Raw genomic sequence first — 15,787 nt, 5'->3', positions numbered from 1 at the left:
TGAAAATAATTCGTTTTTAGGCTTCTATCAGCCTTTTATTTTAGTAGTTTCATCTTCTCAATCATCGTTTCGTAGACCTCTGCAGACACTTGTCTACCACGCAAAGAGCGCACACGTGGCATACTGCGGAAGTATTCATCTTGTGACTGATACCACGCGTAATGTGCTATTTCACGAGCGCGAGCAAGGGAAATTGCCAATTTCCCAGCAGCAGAGGGATTGACGGAAGAGAGAAAATACTTGCCATCTTTCATCTTTAATGCCAATATGAGATAGTCTTTGGGTTGTTGTACGCTGCGTGCTTGTAGGTTGCGTGTGCGCACAGAGATAGTGATGTGTCTATTGAAAGTACGGTTTATTTTGTCCATCATACCACGAAAGACAATGCCATGTGCTGATGTGTCTTTCAATCCTGTATAGGCAATAGAGTAGTGTATCATCTCGTGGATGAGCACATCGTCTATCTCTTCTTTCGTGAGTTTATAATAGTTGGAAATAGAAATGGTGAAGTCATAGTACTTTATACGTCCCCAACTCGTTTTTCTTTTGCATGCCATCTGTCCCAAACGAGTTTTAGCACGTGACCATTTTAGCTTTGGTACGGGTAGTTTGCCTTCAAAGATGAGGTCATTGTAATGCTCAAACGCCTGTCGAAGATAGTCTATTGTTAGTTCTGCGTTCATTATCAAGATATAGCAGGTGTTATAAACAATATAGGGACAGACGGTTCCGTCTGTCCCTATACGTCTGTTATTTCTTCTTATTATAGTTTAATTGAAGAGTGTCAATGTATAAAGATACACGACAGCTGCTGGTATTGCTAAGAGTGATGAGTCGAAACGATCGAGCATACCACCATGTCCCGGTAGGATATTACCACTGTCCTTCACACCGAGTGTACGCTTGAGAAGGCTCTCAACAAGGTCGCCCCATGTTCCGAAGAACACTACGACGAGTCCAAGTCCTACCCATCCAGGAATGCTCAACATGTGAGGTGTAGCCCCGATGTTTGCAAAATAGCCGATGACACCAGCCACAATCAGAACGAGAATTCCTCCACCAATGCTTCCTTCCCAACTCTTCTTGGGACTGATACGGGGGAAGAGCTTATGCTTTCCGAGGAGTGAACCACAGAGATAAGCACCTGTATCATTAGTCCAAAGGAAGATGAAAATACTCAATGGAAGGAGATAGTCGAAGGTCACCTGTCCTGGTTTAACCTGCTGGAAAGCTAATACGTTGATCATTGAGAAAGGCATTGCGATATACATCTGTCCCAACATTGTGTATGCCCAACTGTTGATAGGGTTCTCATTTTTCAGATATAGTTCTGAAATTAATAGGTAGAGAATTGACAAAATGTAGGGTACAAAGACCACGAAGCCCTCAACTGGTGTCAGACGCAGACCTGCAACCGCCAAGAAGAAATAGACTCCTATGATGGTTGAGATGAAGCGATTTACCTTTACTCCCTTGATGTTGTTCACCAATCCAGTGTATTCCCAGATGGAAAGACCCGTGATGAGTGCGAAAAGTGCAATCAAGGCGTGAGGGTGAAGGATGCCCAACACCATCACGGTGACGAAGAATACGCCAGTAACGGCTCTGACAATCAGATTCTTTAGTTTATCACTCATAACTATATGTTTGTTTATAAATCACTGGCTTTGTCGCTGCCTTCTTTGGCGATTCTTGCTTCGTGCTCTGCTTGTGCCTGCTTAACCTCCTCTGGCATATCCTCCAACTTAGGCTGAGACCTCTCTTCCTGTGCAAGCAACTCTTGTGTGCGGCTTACCCAAGGACGCTTTCCGAAGATCTCTTCTATGTCTTCTGCCATGATTACCTCACGTTCAATGAGAATCTGTGCCAAACGATTATGACCTTCTTTGTGCTCTGTCAGAATCTGCTTAGCACGCTCATACTGTCCATTAATCATCTTCAGTACCTCTTCATCTATGGTCTTAGCCGTTGTGTCAGAATATGGTTTCTGGAAGTTGTATTCGTCATTGTTATAATAACAGATGTTTGGCAACTTGTCACTCATACCTGCATAAGCAATCATGCCGTATGCACTCTTGGTCGCACGTTCGAGGTCATTCATTGCACCTGTTGAGATATGACCAGTGAAGAGTTCTTCTGCAGCACGTCCACCGAGCAATGAACACATCTCGTCAAGCATCTGTTCCTTTGTTGTGATAGGACGCTCCTCTGGCAGATACCATGCTGCACCGAGTGCCTGACCACGTGGAACGATGCTCACCTTTACCAATGGGTTGGCGTGTTCACAGAACCAACTGATAGTAGCGTGACCAGCTTCGTGAAGGGCTATAGTGCGCTTCTCGTCAGCTGTCATAATCTTTGTCTTCTTTTCAAGACCACCGATGATACGATCAACGGCATCGAGGAAGTCTTGCTTTGTTACTTCTTTACTGTCATGGCGCGCTGCTATTAGGGCTGCTTCGTTACATACATTGGCAATATCTGCACCCGAGAAACCAGGGGTCTGACGTGCAAGGAGGTCAATATCAAGATTCTTCTCTAACTTCAAATTACGCATGTGAACGAGGAAAATTTCCTTACGCTCTGGCAGGTCTGGCAAGTCAACATGTATCTGTCGGTCGAATCGCCCAGCACGAAGGAGTGCCTTGTCGAGCATGTCAACACGGTTCGTTGCTGCAAGAACGATAACACCTGAGTTCGTTCCGAAGCCGTCCATCTCAGTCAGAAGGGCATTGAGTGTGTTCTCACGTTCATCGTTTCCACCCATAGCTGGGTTCTTTGAACGTGCACGTCCAACGGCATCAATCTCGTCAATAAAGATGATACAAGGTGACTTTTCCTTAGCCTGATGGAATACATCACGCACTCGGCTGGCACCGACACCGACGAACATTTCAACGAAGTCAGAACCACTCATAGAGAAGAATGGTACACCTGCCTCACCTGCAACGGCCTTAGCTAAAAGAGTTTTACCAGTTCCCGGAGGTCCAACAAGGAGTGCACCCTTAGGGATTTTACCTCCCAAATCGGTATATTTCTTAGGATTCTTCAAAAACTCTACAATCTCTTGTACCTCCTGTTTTGCACCTGTCTGACCTGCAACATCTTTGAAAGTGATACCCATTTCGTTGGCTTTCTCATAAAGCTTTGCTTTAGATTTACCTACGCTAAATACGCCTCCGCTGCCTCCTGCACCACCTCCCATACGCCGCATGAGGAAGTACCAGATTCCGAAGAAGAATATCCATGGTGCAATAGAGCCAAGGATGTCGAGGAAGGTATTACCTGATTGGTTGTCGTAGCTATAGCTAACGATTTTCTTTTGTGCTACAGCTTGATCGAGGAAGGTCTCAACCTTATCTACTGAACCAATCTCCACAGTCACATAAGGGGCTGTACCCACTTCTTGTGTACCCTTTTTGAAGATGTCACGGATATGGTTTGGGCTTACGTACATACGTAGGGTGTTGTCATTTCTGTTGACAATCACCTTTGTGGCGTAGCCTTTAGCAACGTATTGTTTGAACGTGGTATAGTCCTTGTCTATACCTGCACTTGACGGAAAAAGCCCATTCCCCCCAGCAAAGAATACTACTCCGAGGGCAATAATAACGAATATATAGAGCCAATTCATATTGAATTTAGGCATATTCGGCTTGTTTTTGGGATTTGAATTGTCCATTTTGAAGTTTTTTTTATGTTATAAGGTCGATAACCAGGTTACTTATCAGTCTATATCAGGCAGAGTGGTTAATTTGGCATCTTCCCAAAGGTGTTCTATGTCATAGAATTCACGTGTCTCTGGGGTGAAGATGTGAACGATAACGTTCGCATAATCAATTGCCACCCACTGTGCGTTGCCAAGTCCTACGCAGTTGATAGGCTTTTCACCGATCGTCTCGCAAACATAATCACTTACTGATCCTGCAATAGCTTCTACCTGTTGTGTGGAGTTACCCTGGCATATAATGAAATAGCGACAGATAGTACCATCAATCTTTGACAAGTCTGCAATAACTATGCCATGTCCTTTTTTATCTTGAATTCCTTTTGTAATTAATTCTACTAAATTCTTTGTTTCTTCCATTAAATTACATTATAATATATGAACTGCAAAGGTAGCGCAAAAGGAATGAAGCACAAAATAAATTCTATTTTATTTAGCAATTTGTTACGATTCACCTTCTCTTGTCTCATTCTCACTCGTATTTTGCATTTAAGCATCTTTTTGGCTTTTTTTTATAAAAAAATTGATAGAAGTTTTGGTAGTTCAAGAAAAAGTGCTAACTTTGCACTCGCAATTCAGAAATGAGTTGTAAGATCATTGGGATATGGTGTAATGGTAACACTACAGATTCTGGTCCTGTCATTCCTGGTTCGAGTCCGGGTATCCCAACAGATGAGAGAGTTGAGGTATTCAACTCTCTTTTTTTATTTCATTTAGTAACTTAAATATTTACCTAGTAATAGATGAAAAAGTTATTTACAGTCATTTTGGCAGCATTAGGAATAAGTGCGGGGGCATGTGCACAGAGTCCTTATAAGGATGTTGACGTAAATGGTTTCGAGCAGATTATTAAGTCTGATTCTGTTCAGTTGGTGGATGTTCGTAGAGCTGATGAGTTTGCTGAAGGACATATCCCTGGTGCAATTCATATTGATGTGTTGACCCCTTCATTCCTTTCTGTCGCTCTTACCAAACTTGATAAGCATCGTCCTTGTGCGGTTTATTGTCGTTCAGGTAAGCGTTCAGCTATGGCAGCGGCGCTTCTCGCCAAGGAAGGCTTTACTGTTACCAATCTTTCAGGTGGTATCCTTGCATGGACTGAAGCTAAGAAGAAAATCGTAAAGGATTAGGCAAGTTCATTTAGTGTAGATTTTATGAGTGATTGATACTCTTTCTTATCTGATCTTTACGAATAGGGTTGTAGCTGTCTGCGAACTTTTTCACAGTCGTTGATAGTTTTTGTTATGTAGAAGAAATCTTCATCTATGCGATGGAAGGTATTGCTTTTCCTGAACATACATTCATGGCTATACTTTGTTTTACAAGGAACTTTTAATTAGGAGATAAAAAGTAAGAGGGTGTGTCAAAATGTACACATCCTCTTTTTTATGCACAAAGCCCCGACTTTCTCAAGCCAGGGCTTTGCTATTTCCTAAAGTTTTTGTACCTTTAGGCATTAAAAAAATCTCATTATGACAAAGATACACTTTCGTTCTTACATACACAAGAAAATGATTCTTTTTCCTCAAAGAATCGATAAGGATATCGCAGAAGATGCCCCTGTTCGTCTTTTAGACGCCTTGGTGGATAATCTTATGTTGGATAATGTCTACAAACTTTATAAGCCCAGTGGTCGCAAGCCTTATCATCCACAAATGATGCTTAAGGTGATTCTTTACGCCTATATGAATAATATCTATTCCTGCCGTCGTATAGAGTCACTTCTCAAGCGTGACATTCATTTCATCTATCTGGCAGGATATGAGCAGCCTGATTTTATTACCATCAATCGTTTTCGTAATCGTGTGAAAAAGGAAATCAACAATATATTCACACAAGTCGTATTAGTACTTGCAGCCAAAGGTTTGATAAGTCTTGACGTTGAATATATTGACGGCACAAAAATAGAATCGAAAGCTAACAAGTATACCTTCGTTTGGAAGAGAACCGTGGAAAAGAACCGCACCAAGTTGCAGGAACAAATACGCACACTCTTGCTTCAGGTTGACGATGTCATTGCGCAGGATAATGCCGCTAAGAAAGAAGGTATTGAGTTCACTGCAGCTCTGCTTGATGAGATATCCGAGGAATTGAACAAGTCTTTGGAATCAATCCCTAAACCTAAGACAAAAGAAGAGAAGCAGGCTGTTAGAACCAAGAAAAAACAGCTTAAAGAACTTGAGAAGAAACGTAATAAACTCCAGGAGTATGACCAACACCTTGAGATTATGGGAGAGAGAAACTCCTACAGCAAGACCGACCCTGATGCCACGTTTATGCACATGAAGGAGGACGCTATGCGGAACGGACAGACTAAGCCTGGATATAATCTGCAGATAGCAACGGAGAACCAGTTTATCACCGACTTTGCACTCTATGCCAATCGTACCGATACACTCACACTACCTTCTTTCTTGGAGTCTTTCAAATCACGCTATCATCGTTATGCCAAGACAGTCGTAGCCGATTCAGGGTATGGCTCCGAGGAGAATTATCTGTTCATGGACGTACATAATATGGAAGCCTATGTGAAGTATAACTACTTCCATAAAGAGCAGCGTCCACGCTACACACCTAACCCATTCAGTCCCGCAAGCCTTTATTATAATAAGGAACAGGATTTCTACGTCTGCCCTATGGGACAGCACATGAGGCGTATAGGTATGAAGCGTTCCCTAACCTCTAATGGATTCGTTACTTACAGCGTACGTTATCAGGCAGAACACTGTGATGGTTGTCCGTTGAGAGGCTCATGTTTTAAGGCAAGAGGGAACAGAATTATAGAAGTAAACCACCAACTACAGCACTATAAACAAAAGGCACGGGAACTACTGACCTCGGAAGAAGGCATCAAGCATCGAGGACGAAGGTGCATAGAACCTGAAGCTGTTTTTGGACAAACAAAATATAATAAAGCCTACAAGAGGTTTAGGCATTTTGGGAAAGACAAGGTCAACATGGACTTTGCATTCTTTGCCATTGCCTTTAACATAGGAAAAATGTGCAGAAAAACTAATCTCAAGGAACTAAAAGCCATTATGGAGGTACTTTTAGTCACCTTCAGATGCTCTATACAAGTTTATATAGGCTATTTAAAGACCAATAAATCATTTTATATGAAATTAGCAGCATAGCTATAGTAAATAATGATTTATATGGTAGACAAGGTAAAGGGGGGGGGTAAAAAGAGGATGTGTCCATTTTGACACACCCTCCTTTTCTTTATTTCATTTTTCCTTATTCAATCCACTGATTACCAAGGATTGAGTTGATAGGATACTTCTGTTTTACTTATTTTCAGCATCGATAGCCTTGATTTTTTGCTTCACCTCATCCATATCGTCTTTGAGTTTCTGGATACGGCGGTTCATCTCGTCAATCAGACTATTCCCCTTTTTAGAGCTGATGTTAAGGAAGCCAAGGTTATTTTCATAAGTGTTTATTTCCTGCTTCAACTGCTCATAGCGGCGGAGTAAACGGCCACGCTCGTTGTCGAGTGCATCAACACCACGATCAGCTACCTTCTTGAGGTTATTGCGGAAGTTGTCAACTCGTTTGCGAGCTGCTGTTATATGAAGATCTTTATAAATCTTGTCCAATACCTCGTGGTATTCCTTGTAGAGATTATCTTTTTCCTTATAAGGAACATGTCCCACCTTATTATATTGTTCAGTAAGCTGCTGTACTTTCTCGTGAAGGTTCTCACCAGCCTGCTCAACGAGTTCTTTCAGCTGGCTAATGATATCACGTTTTTTACTGAGATTCTGATATTCCTCATTACGAGAGTCAGCGTGTATAGCATTACGAGCCTCGAAGAAGTGATTACAAGCAGCGAGGAAATCGTTCCAAAGCTGGTCGCCAATCTTCTTAGGAACCATACCGATGGTCTTCCACTCCTTCTGCAAAGCAATGAGTTTGTCAGATGTAGCCTTCCAGTCAGTAGATTCGCTCAAAGCTTTGGCTTTTTCAACAAGTGCCTTCTTCTTTTCTGCATTCTCAGCAAATTGTTCTTTCATTTGCTTGAAGAATTCACCCTTTCTACCGAAGAAATCATCACATGCAGCACGAAAACGTTCAAAAATCTTAACGTTCATCTTCTGTGGAGCGAACCCAATGGTCTTCCACTCTTGCTGGATAGCTATGATCTCTTTGGTTATTTTCTCCCATTCAGCTGACGTCTTGTTCTCTTTCTTAGCCAATTCTTCAGCCTTTTCGCATAGGTTAGTCTTCTTTTTTAGGTTCTCTTCCTCACGTGCCCGCAGTGTTTCAAAGTGCTGTTGATGGCGCTTGTTGATTACAGTGCTAGCTGCCTTGAAGCGTGTCCAGATCTGTTCGCGAAGTTCTTTAGCGACTGGACCTGTCTCACGATATTCCTGATGAAGTTCCTGTAACTGGTGGAAAGCACTGATAATATCTGGCTCATCGGCCAACTTCTCAGCTGCCTCACAGAGCTTTGTCTTCTTCTCAAGGTTTTTCTTGAAGTCGTATTCGCGTGCTTCACGGTTGAGGTTTAACAAGTCATAGAACTGCTCAACATATAGTTGATAATTACGCCATAGTTCGTTTGACTTTTCAGCAGGAACCGTTTTAAATTCCTTCCATTCATGCTGAAGTTTCTTGAATTGGTCGAAGTTCTTGTTAGCCTCATCAGGAGTAGTAGCCATCGCCTTTATTTGTTCGATGATAGCTTCTTTCTTCTGTAGGTTCTGTTGTTTTTCCTCTTCGAGTGCAAGGAAAGCTTTCTGGCGTTTTTCTTTAATGATGGTCATCTCCGCCTTGAAGATTTCTTCATCCTCATCAGGTAGTACCTGATATTTCTCAGGGTCACCACCATTGTCAAGATAAGTCTTCTGTTGTGCTTCACGCTCAGCAAAATGTAACTTGTAGAAAACTGTTTTCAAGTGTTCTACTTCTGCCTTTTCAGGTGTCTCGTCACTATCAACGATAGCCTTCAGACGTTCTATAATCTCCTTCTTTGAGTTATATGCCTTTGTGGCAAGGTTTTCTGCCTCGTCCTTAGGCTGTGTTTCAACTGGCTGATCGGGGCTTTTAGCTGCTGTATCAGCATTGACATTCTGCGCTTCGGATTTTTCCGTTGTTTCGTTGGTTGTAGCTTTTTCAGACAGCTTAACTTCTTTTGTACCCTGATTCAGGGCATTTTCATGAGAGTCCATCATTTCACTTTTTATTTGTGATTTGGGTTTTCCACATTTAAGGTTTCAGACTATTGCATGAAACTGCGATAGTCTTCTACCAATAACATATCAACTGCAAACTTATATAAAAAGTTTCAAAATACCTAATTTTAGGTTGTTTTTTTTATTTCTACCTTCTAAAGTAGGCGTTTACGGCGTAAAATCCACCATGATGCAGCCGATACAACGACTGATAAGAACATTGCAACAGGGAATCCCCATGGGTTTGTTTCCAAGCCATTGACAAGGTTCATACCGAATAGGGAGGATATAAGCGTTGGCAACATCATAACGATGGATACCGAAGTGAGCGTACGCATCACGGTGTTCATGTTGTTGTTGATAATACTTGAGTAAGTATCCATTGTTGATTCAAGAATGTCAGAGTAGATGCTCGTTGTCTCTCGTGCCTGTGACATCTCAATATTTACGTCTTCAATCAGGTCGGCATCCAACTCGTCAATCTGCAACTTAAACTTTAATTTAGCCAAAAGGTTCTCGTTACCACGAATGGATGTGATGAAGTAGGTAAGCGAATCCTGCAGACGACTCAGTCCTATCAGACTCTCGTTGTCCACACCTCTATCCAAGTTGTGTTTAGCTTTTTCAATCAATGTGTTGATTTGCTTCAGTCGTTTTAAGTACCAAACGGAAGAAGAAAGGAAGAGACGGAAGATGAGGTCAACATAATCAGTGAAGCCCTCATTTCTCTTTTGTTGATAGCTGACGAAGTCAAGCATCATATTTGTTTCGAAGTTGCATATTGTGATCGTCACATCTTTCTTGTGAATGATACCTAACGGAACTGTTGTATAAGGCGTCCTTGATCGAATTTCCTTTACGTAAGGAATACGGAGGATAATCAGCATCCAACCGTCATCATATTCATAGCGTGCTCGCTCATCGGTATCGCTAATATCCGATAAGAAATAGTCTGGGATATGAAAAGTGTCTTCGAGTTCTTGCTGATCTTGCTCTGTTGGGCAAGTTACCTGAATCCAGCAGTTAGGCTGCCATTCCTTAATCGTATTAAGGGTTCCGTTAATGTTCCAATATGTCTTCATTAGCTAATCTCCATAGTTAAATAATAGTGTGGGGATTAGCAACTTTCTGTTGTAATCCTCACGCTTACAGATTAAAATTTTCCGCGTGATAATCGTCCATTTGATAATTACGTATTGGTTTTGTGGATGCAAAATTAGCTAAAAAAAATGGTTATGGCAAACAAAAGAATACTTTTTTCATTGTTCAATAAAGGCTGTGAAGATGTGAAAGTTGATGTAGTGAGTAAACAGTGAGAAGAATAAAATGCTGTTGCTTAACACTATTCTTACATGGTGTAAGTATATACGTGATATTATCCTCTTGTTTTATATAACTGATGTGTTAAAGTCTTTATCTCGACTCTTGCTGGTTTTCCATTACCTGTTTTAGGGAGAGTCGGCGTGTGGAAGATGAAGCGAGGTTGCCAGAACTTTGGGAGATGTTGTTGACAAATCTCATTAATAGCATCGATGCTGCTATCAGTCGTAAGTAAAACCACCGTTTCACCAAAACGCTCGTCTGGGCAGCTCGTTATGGCAAAATCGGATGTTAGGAAAGATTTCAAGCGGCTTTCAACTTCCTCAATTTGAATTTTGATACCACCCGAATCAATTACGTTATCTTTTCGTCCGAGGATACGGAAACAAGGTGTTTCTATTCCATTTTCCATATGTGAAGGAGAAAGCTCAGCCCTATCGTTGGTTACTAATGGATAGGCACAAACGGCAGGAGCGTCTATGACAAGACAACCTTCTTCATTGAGCCATATTTTCACACCATCAAAAGGCTTGTACCATTCGCTGGCATTGGGTCCATTTAAGCGGCGGAGAGCAATGTGTGAGAGGGTTTCTGTCATCCCGTAGGTACTCCAAACAGCGTTAGGGAAATCGTGTAAGGCAGCTGAAAGTTTATTATCGACAGCACCACCGCCTATAATAAGATGACGGATTTGGCGCAAACGCTCACGCTCCTCAGGTATTTGCAGAGAGTTATAAACCTGCAGTGGTACCATTGCAGCAAAGGTTATCTCCTCGTTGGAAATACCTGCTTCGGATAAAGACTTGTCAGAGAGAGGATGCCCAGAAGGTGTCACGCTCAATAGGTGTAGGTTGCGCTCAATACTTCTTACCACTACCATCTTTCCAGCAATGTAGTCGAGTGGCATACAGAGTAGGGCGGTGTCGTTAGCCTTCAAACCCAAGAAATCACAAGTGATGCGGGCTGAATTGAGCATACGTTGCTTCTCTACCCACAGCGGTTTGGGCTTACCAGTTGAGCCACTGGTGTGCACAAGGAGTTGTGAATTATCATTATGCCATTCTGTGAGGAAGTTTTGTAGTGTCATTGTCATTGTTTTTAATTATTAGGCTGATTGGGCTAATAAGGCTAATATAAGTTTTCCTAAACGCTAATCCAAAGCTGGTCGCCTCTGATTTCTAATGGCATTGGGATATTATCGGTGAAGAGTTGTCCCGTGCCTAAGCCTTGCGGAGTGGTGATATCTGGACCGTAGATGTCAGCTGTTAGCTGGGCGATAGCATTCAGTCCGATGTTACTCTCAAGTGCGGAGGTTATCCATGAGTCAATGTTACGTTCTCTTGCCATTGTAATCCATTCTCTTGTTCCAGTCATACCTCCATGTAGGCTTGGCTTTAGGATGATATATTGTGGACGAGTTGTATCGAGTAATAACGCTTTTTCTGTAGGGTTATTGACACCAATAAGTTCCTCATCAAGGGCTATTGGTAAGGGAGTGTTAGCACACAAGCGTGCCATTTCCTGCCATTGATGCTGTCGGATAGGCTGTTCGATGGAGTGGATATCGTATTGTGCCAATGCCTCTAATCGTTGCATGGCATCTTTAAGAGTAAAGGCACCATTCGCATCAACGCGTAGTTCCACCTGCTCACGTGTGAAAGCCTGACGGATATGGCGTATAAGGTCGAGTTCTTTCTCAAAGTCAATCGCACCAATCTTCAGCTTTACACAACGGAAACCAGCCTTGAGTTTCGCTTCCAATCGCTGATACATCTCCTCGAAAGTTCCCATCCATACAAGTCCGTTAATAGTAATACCCTCTTCACCTCGTCCGAAAGGTGTGTTGAATAGATTGATACTTCCTTTCGCATCCAGTTGTGCCTTAGCTGTTTCCAGTCCAAAGAGCATAGAGGGGTAAGGGCGCATCGCATCGAAATCAATGACGCCTGTACGGCAGAAATCATCACAAAAAGTACGCAACTTCTGCTCATATTCCTCATCAGGCATAGCATCGCACGATAGGTCGGGGAGCGTTGCGCATTCCCCGATACCTGTCACCCTTGGCTGGTTGCTATCAGTCATCGTGATGTAATAACTTTTCCTCGTTGTGTAGATACCACGAGAAGTACCCGCAGGGTGGAGGAAGTGGAGGGTGCGAGAGGAGATGTTTATGTTGTACATTGTATGCTCTTAATTAGACATGATAATGTGAGACAATAGAAACGTGGTGGCATGGAAGACATAGTAACATGTGAACATAGTTCTGAAAGTAACATCATCTTTTTGAGATATAGTAACAGAGGGGTACTTTCTTAGGGTAATACGACTCTTTATAGTTTACGATATATACGATACTTTCGCTTAAATTGAAGTTTATCAGCCCCGAAGTTGATAAGCAACCCATCATCTATTTGTGTTGATGTCAGATAGTTTACCAGTTGAACTTCATTGGCAATTGATAGGTCCTGTGTAGCTTTAAGTTCTAAAATGAGCCTTCCCTCAACAATAATGTCAGTACGATATTCACCGACAACAATCCCATCATAGAGTACTTGGATGAGTTTCTCTGTTTCAAAGTTGAGTTTTAGCTTTCGCAGTTCAACAACCATTGCATTTTTATAGACCTTTTCTAAGAATCCTGGCCCAAGTTGTCGACGTATGCGTTTAGCACATTCTATAACCTCGGTTATTAGTTGGTCGGTTGTTATAATATCAGGTTCCTTCATGTTAAGTTCTTTTGTATTTTCTCAAAGTATGATTATAAGCATTTGACTCTTTTGTTACTCAGATGCTAAATGTGTTATTAATAGGATAGCTCTTATATTATCATATAATTAGAAGAATATGTTACTATTAGAACAATGTTCATCTGTTACTATGTCTTAATGGCTCCAATATTTTGTCTCACAGTTCCCTTGTCTTATGGGAACTGTGGATATTTGTCAAAGTCTGGCTTACGTTTTTCAAGGAAAGCCTTGCCACCTTCCTGTGCTTCATCAAGTGTGTAGTAGAGCATAGTGGCGTCACCAGCAAGCTCCTGAATACCTGCTTGTCCGTCAAGTTCGGCGTTAAAGCCGGCCTTCATCATACGGAGAGCGAGTGGGGAACGTTCTATCATTGTCTCTGCCCAGTCGATACACTCGTCTTCGAGACGATCGAAAGGAACCACCTTGTTGACCAATCCCATTCGTTCAGCTTCCACAGCAGAGTACTGACGACACAAGAACCATATCTCACGAGCCTTCTTCTGACCGACAATACGTGCCAGATAAGATGCGCCGAAACCTGCATCGAAGGAACCAACCTTTGGTCCTGTCTGACCGAAGATAGCGTTATCAGAAGCAATAGAGAGGTCGCATACTACGTGAAGTACGTGTCCACCACCAATAGCATAACCATTCACCATTGCGATGACTGGCTTTGGAAGACGACGAATTTGCATCTGTAAGTCAAGTACATTGAGGCGTGGAACACCATCACTACCAATATATCCGCCATGTCCCTTTACGTGCATATCACCGCCAGAGCAGAAAGCCTTGTCACCTGCACCAGTGAGAATGACAACGCGTATATCAAGGGCTTCACGACAATAGTTGAAGGCCTGCGACATTTCCCAGACTGTCTTCGGTGTGAAGGCATTGCGATAGCGGGGACGATTGATGGTTACTTTTGCTATGTGGTTGTACTCCTCAAAGAGTATTTCTTCAAAGTTGAAGCCTTTAATAGTCTTCCATTCTCTTTTCTCCATAGGGTCTTTTTGTTTATGATAAAAATATGAGGAACTTACCAAGTCATCTCTTAGAAAAAGTCTGACTATGGCAAGTTCACTTTGTTAAAATGCTTGATAATAATCTCTTAGGGCTTGTGCGTCATCCGCTGCGTTTGTGAAAACTTCCAGTAGTACTGGTCCTTCCTCTGAATTGAAGAACTTATCAAGATTCTCATCCAGTTCCTTTTCATTATGTGCAGAGAGATAGACGATGTCATGTGCTTGACAGATTCCTTCTGCTGAAGTCGTATGTTGGGCAGCAATGGCACTATCTCGATAAGGTGAATGTTCAAGTCCAGAGAGTTGATGGAAGATACCGCCACCGCCATTGTTCAGTAAGAGGATAGACAGGTTAGGTGAAAGCGACTCGTTCCATAATGCATTCTGGTCATAGAAGAAACTTAAATCGCCAATAACGCAGTAAACGTCTTCCTCTTCCTGATGGGCAATGGCATAGCCAACAGCTGTTGACAATGAGCCTTCAATACCATTCACACCTCGGTTGACATAGATATACTGGTCAGAGAAGATGTTACCCAGTCGCACTGCCATGCTGTTGCCATAAAACAACTCTCCATCAATCGCTTCTTCTCTCATCTTCTCGTGAAAAGTCTTGACAGCCAACAATTGTGAGAAACGTGGGTTGATTGTTTCACGGATTGCTAAGGCCTTATCGAATGCCTTCTTCCATAGCGAAACAAAGTCTTTCTCTTTACCATCCTCCGTTTCATTGGCAAAGATACCTATAACATCTTCGGCGCATCCTTGGATAATGTCTGTAGCGTTCATAAAAGTATCACAACACGCGCCACTCTCATTAACCACGATTGACATTTTACACTTGCTCTTACGCAAAAACTGGCGGAGTCGTTTGCTTACGATGGTCCCGCCTATATATAAAAGGTGGTCAGGATGATATGCTTCATCTTCCCCAATCATCTTCAGTACTTCGTCGGTGGGCTGTGCTGGGGCGATGTCATCATCAGCCAACTTCTCTTGTATGACGACCGCACATTTCTTCAAAGCCTCTATTGCATCTAGTGTATTGCCCACGACCTCGGGAATGAGCTGCCCAAGAATAATCATTGGTTTCTTTCCACTGAAGAAGTCTGCAGCCATTTCATAGACGTAGTTATCATCTGTTGAAGCAGGATGCAGGGATATCTTGCGCTCATTGGGGAGTTGAGGGACATTATATTCGAAGAGTGGTTCGCTGATAGGGACATTAATATGTACAGGACCACCACCATTCAAACGTGTTGCATGTAATGCTTCGTTGATCAACCGATTGCAAAACCAGTGTTCCTCCTCGTTATGAGGCTCTGGAAGTGTTACACTCTTGCGGACATTAGGCTCTAAGGTCTGATGTTGTTGAATTGTCTGACCATCTTGCTGGTCTATCCATTGTGTGGGTCTGTCAGCTGAAATGATAATCAGTGGACGATTCTGATAATAAGCCTCTGCGGCAGCCGGTGCCACGTTGAGTAATGCCGAGCCAGATGTGACGCATACAACAACAGGGTCATTATCAGCTAATGTCATACCTAAAGCAACGAAACCTGCCGACCGCTCGTCAGTAACGGGAAAGCACTCTATGTCAGGACAAGTACAAAGGTTATGTACAATAGGGGAGTTACGAGAACCTGGACATACGACGGCTTTATTAATACCTTCCTTTACGAGTAAGGATGTGAGGATGTTAACGTTTTCTTTGTTGCTGTACATTGTGGGTATTGGGTGGTGAATGTTGGGTGATGATGGTTAGGGGTATTGGGCTAATAAGCCTAATAAGGC

The 15,787-nt window shown here is 42.4% G+C and carries 13 protein-coding genes and 1 tRNA gene; 3 read left to right on the top strand and 11 right to left on the bottom strand.

Features of this window, described 5'->3' with window-relative positions; all coding sequences use genetic code 11:
- Positions 1-35: 35 nt before the first annotated feature.
- The 4 genes from J4856_RS10400 to rsfS form a co-directional block, all read right to left on the bottom strand.
- Positions 36-683: a SprT-like domain-containing protein gene (locus tag J4856_RS10400; RefSeq protein WP_025838356.1), complete on the bottom strand. Its 648-nt coding sequence runs from the start codon at positions 681-683 to the stop codon at positions 36-38.
- A gap of 87 nt (positions 684-770) precedes the next feature.
- Positions 771-1,637, bottom strand: coding sequence for a phosphatidate cytidylyltransferase (locus tag J4856_RS10395; RefSeq protein WP_025838358.1), 867 nt, complete (start codon positions 1,635-1,637; stop codon positions 771-773).
- A gap of 14 nt (positions 1,638-1,651) precedes the next feature.
- Positions 1,652-3,682 (bottom strand): ATP-dependent zinc metalloprotease FtsH, encoded by a 2,031-nt coding sequence (gene ftsH, locus J4856_RS10390; protein ID WP_025838360.1) that lies wholly within the window; start codon positions 3,680-3,682, stop codon positions 1,652-1,654.
- Positions 3,683-3,727: 45 nt separating this feature from the next.
- Positions 3,728-4,087 carry a ribosome silencing factor gene (gene rsfS / locus J4856_RS10385; protein WP_025838362.1) on the bottom strand — a complete coding sequence of 120 codons (360 nt, stop codon included), beginning with the start codon at positions 4,085-4,087 and terminating at the stop codon, positions 3,728-3,730.
- Between the two features lie 238 nt (positions 4,088-4,325).
- On the opposite strand from rsfS, the gene J4856_RS10380 reads away from it, so the two are divergent.
- The 3 genes from J4856_RS10380 to J4856_RS10370 all read left to right on the top strand — a co-directional run bounded on the left by J4856_RS10380 (position 4,326) and on the right by J4856_RS10370 (position 6,861).
- Positions 4,326-4,396: transfer RNA gene (locus J4856_RS10380), tRNA-Gln, on the top strand.
- Between the two features lie 74 nt (positions 4,397-4,470).
- The gene (locus tag J4856_RS10375) at positions 4,471-4,857 is read left to right on the top strand and encodes a rhodanese-like domain-containing protein (RefSeq protein WP_025838364.1); all 387 of its coding nucleotides are present in this window, start codon (positions 4,471-4,473) and stop codon (positions 4,855-4,857) included.
- A 342-nt stretch (positions 4,858-5,199) separates the two neighbouring features.
- Positions 5,200-6,861: an IS1182 family transposase gene (locus tag J4856_RS10370; RefSeq protein WP_065367651.1), complete on the top strand. Its 1,662-nt coding sequence runs from the start codon at positions 5,200-5,202 to the stop codon at positions 6,859-6,861.
- Positions 6,862-7,014: 153 nt separating this feature from the next.
- Here J4856_RS10370 and J4856_RS10365 read toward each other — a convergent pair whose 3' ends face one another.
- From J4856_RS10365 to menD, 7 genes are all read right to left on the bottom strand, one after another.
- On the bottom strand, positions 7,015-8,904 hold the full coding sequence (locus J4856_RS10365) for a DUF349 domain-containing protein (protein ID WP_025839157.1): 1,890 nt from the start codon (positions 8,902-8,904) through the stop codon (positions 7,015-7,017).
- Between the two features lie 155 nt (positions 8,905-9,059).
- Positions 9,060-9,986: a magnesium transporter CorA family protein gene (locus tag J4856_RS10360; protein WP_025839159.1), complete on the bottom strand. Its 927-nt coding sequence runs from the start codon at positions 9,984-9,986 to the stop codon at positions 9,060-9,062.
- 293 nt (positions 9,987-10,279) lie between these two features.
- Entirely contained in the window at positions 10,280-11,311 is a 1,032-nt protein-coding gene (locus J4856_RS10355) for an AMP-binding protein (RefSeq protein ID WP_025839161.1), read from the bottom strand.
- A gap of 56 nt (positions 11,312-11,367) precedes the next feature.
- The gene (locus J4856_RS10350) at positions 11,368-12,405 is read right to left on the bottom strand and encodes an o-succinylbenzoate synthase (protein ID WP_025839163.1); all 1,038 of its coding nucleotides are present in this window, start codon (positions 12,403-12,405) and stop codon (positions 11,368-11,370) included.
- 149 nt (positions 12,406-12,554) lie between these two features.
- Positions 12,555-12,950 (bottom strand): GxxExxY protein, encoded by a 396-nt coding sequence (locus J4856_RS10345; RefSeq protein ID WP_044081193.1) that lies wholly within the window; start codon positions 12,948-12,950, stop codon positions 12,555-12,557.
- A gap of 194 nt (positions 12,951-13,144) precedes the next feature.
- Positions 13,145-13,972 (bottom strand): 1,4-dihydroxy-2-naphthoyl-CoA synthase, encoded by an 828-nt coding sequence (gene menB / locus J4856_RS10340; protein ID WP_065367745.1) that lies wholly within the window; start codon positions 13,970-13,972, stop codon positions 13,145-13,147.
- 84 nt (positions 13,973-14,056) lie between these two features.
- Positions 14,057-15,718 carry a 2-succinyl-5-enolpyruvyl-6-hydroxy-3-cyclohexene-1-carboxylic-acid synthase gene (menD, locus tag J4856_RS10335; protein ID WP_025839167.1) on the bottom strand — a complete coding sequence of 554 codons (1,662 nt, stop codon included), beginning with the start codon at positions 15,716-15,718 and terminating at the stop codon, positions 14,057-14,059.
- Between the last annotated feature and the right edge of the window lie 69 nt (positions 15,719-15,787).

It is taken from the genome of Prevotella scopos JCM 17725, from assembly GCF_018127785.1.
Taxonomy (GTDB): Bacteria; Bacteroidota; Bacteroidia; order Bacteroidales; family Bacteroidaceae; genus Prevotella; species Prevotella scopos.
This window is presented reverse-complemented; position numbering and strand designations above follow the sequence as displayed.

What these genes read in the sequence shown, in the direction of transcription:
- J4856_RS10400 (WP_025838356.1), bottom strand. Translation starts at nt 683, where the DNA reads ATGAACGCAGAACTAACAATAGACTATCTTCGACAGGCGTTTGAGCAT.
- J4856_RS10395 (WP_025838358.1), bottom strand. Translation starts at nt 1,637, where the DNA reads ATGAGTGATAAACTAAAGAATCTGATTGTCAGAGCCGTTACTGGCGTA.
- ftsH (WP_025838360.1), bottom strand. Translation starts at nt 3,682, where the DNA reads ATGGACAATTCAAATCCCAAAAACAAGCCGAATATGCCTAAATTCAAT.
- rsfS (WP_025838362.1), bottom strand. Translation starts at nt 4,087, where the DNA reads ATGGAAGAAACAAAGAATTTAGTAGAATTAATTACAAAAGGAATTCAA.
- J4856_RS10375 (WP_025838364.1), top strand. Translation starts at nt 4,471, where the DNA reads ATGAAAAAGTTATTTACAGTCATTTTGGCAGCATTAGGAATAAGTGCG.
- J4856_RS10370 (WP_065367651.1), top strand. Translation starts at nt 5,200, where the DNA reads ATGACAAAGATACACTTTCGTTCTTACATACACAAGAAAATGATTCTT.
- J4856_RS10365 (WP_025839157.1), bottom strand. Translation starts at nt 8,904, where the DNA reads ATGATGGACTCTCATGAAAATGCCCTGAATCAGGGTACAAAAGAAGTT.
- J4856_RS10360 (WP_025839159.1), bottom strand. Translation starts at nt 9,986, where the DNA reads ATGAAGACATATTGGAACATTAACGGAACCCTTAATACGATTAAGGAA.
- J4856_RS10355 (WP_025839161.1), bottom strand. Translation starts at nt 11,311, where the DNA reads ATGACACTACAAAACTTCCTCACAGAATGGCATAATGATAATTCACAA.
- J4856_RS10350 (WP_025839163.1), bottom strand. Translation starts at nt 12,405, where the DNA reads ATGTACAACATAAACATCTCCTCTCGCACCCTCCACTTCCTCCACCCT.
- J4856_RS10345 (WP_044081193.1), bottom strand. Translation starts at nt 12,950, where the DNA reads ATGAAGGAACCTGATATTATAACAACCGACCAACTAATAACCGAGGTT.
- menB (WP_065367745.1), bottom strand. Translation starts at nt 13,972, where the DNA reads ATGGAGAAAAGAGAATGGAAGACTATTAAAGGCTTCAACTTTGAAGAA.
- menD (WP_025839167.1), bottom strand. Translation starts at nt 15,718, where the DNA reads ATGTACAGCAACAAAGAAAACGTTAACATCCTCACATCCTTACTCGTA.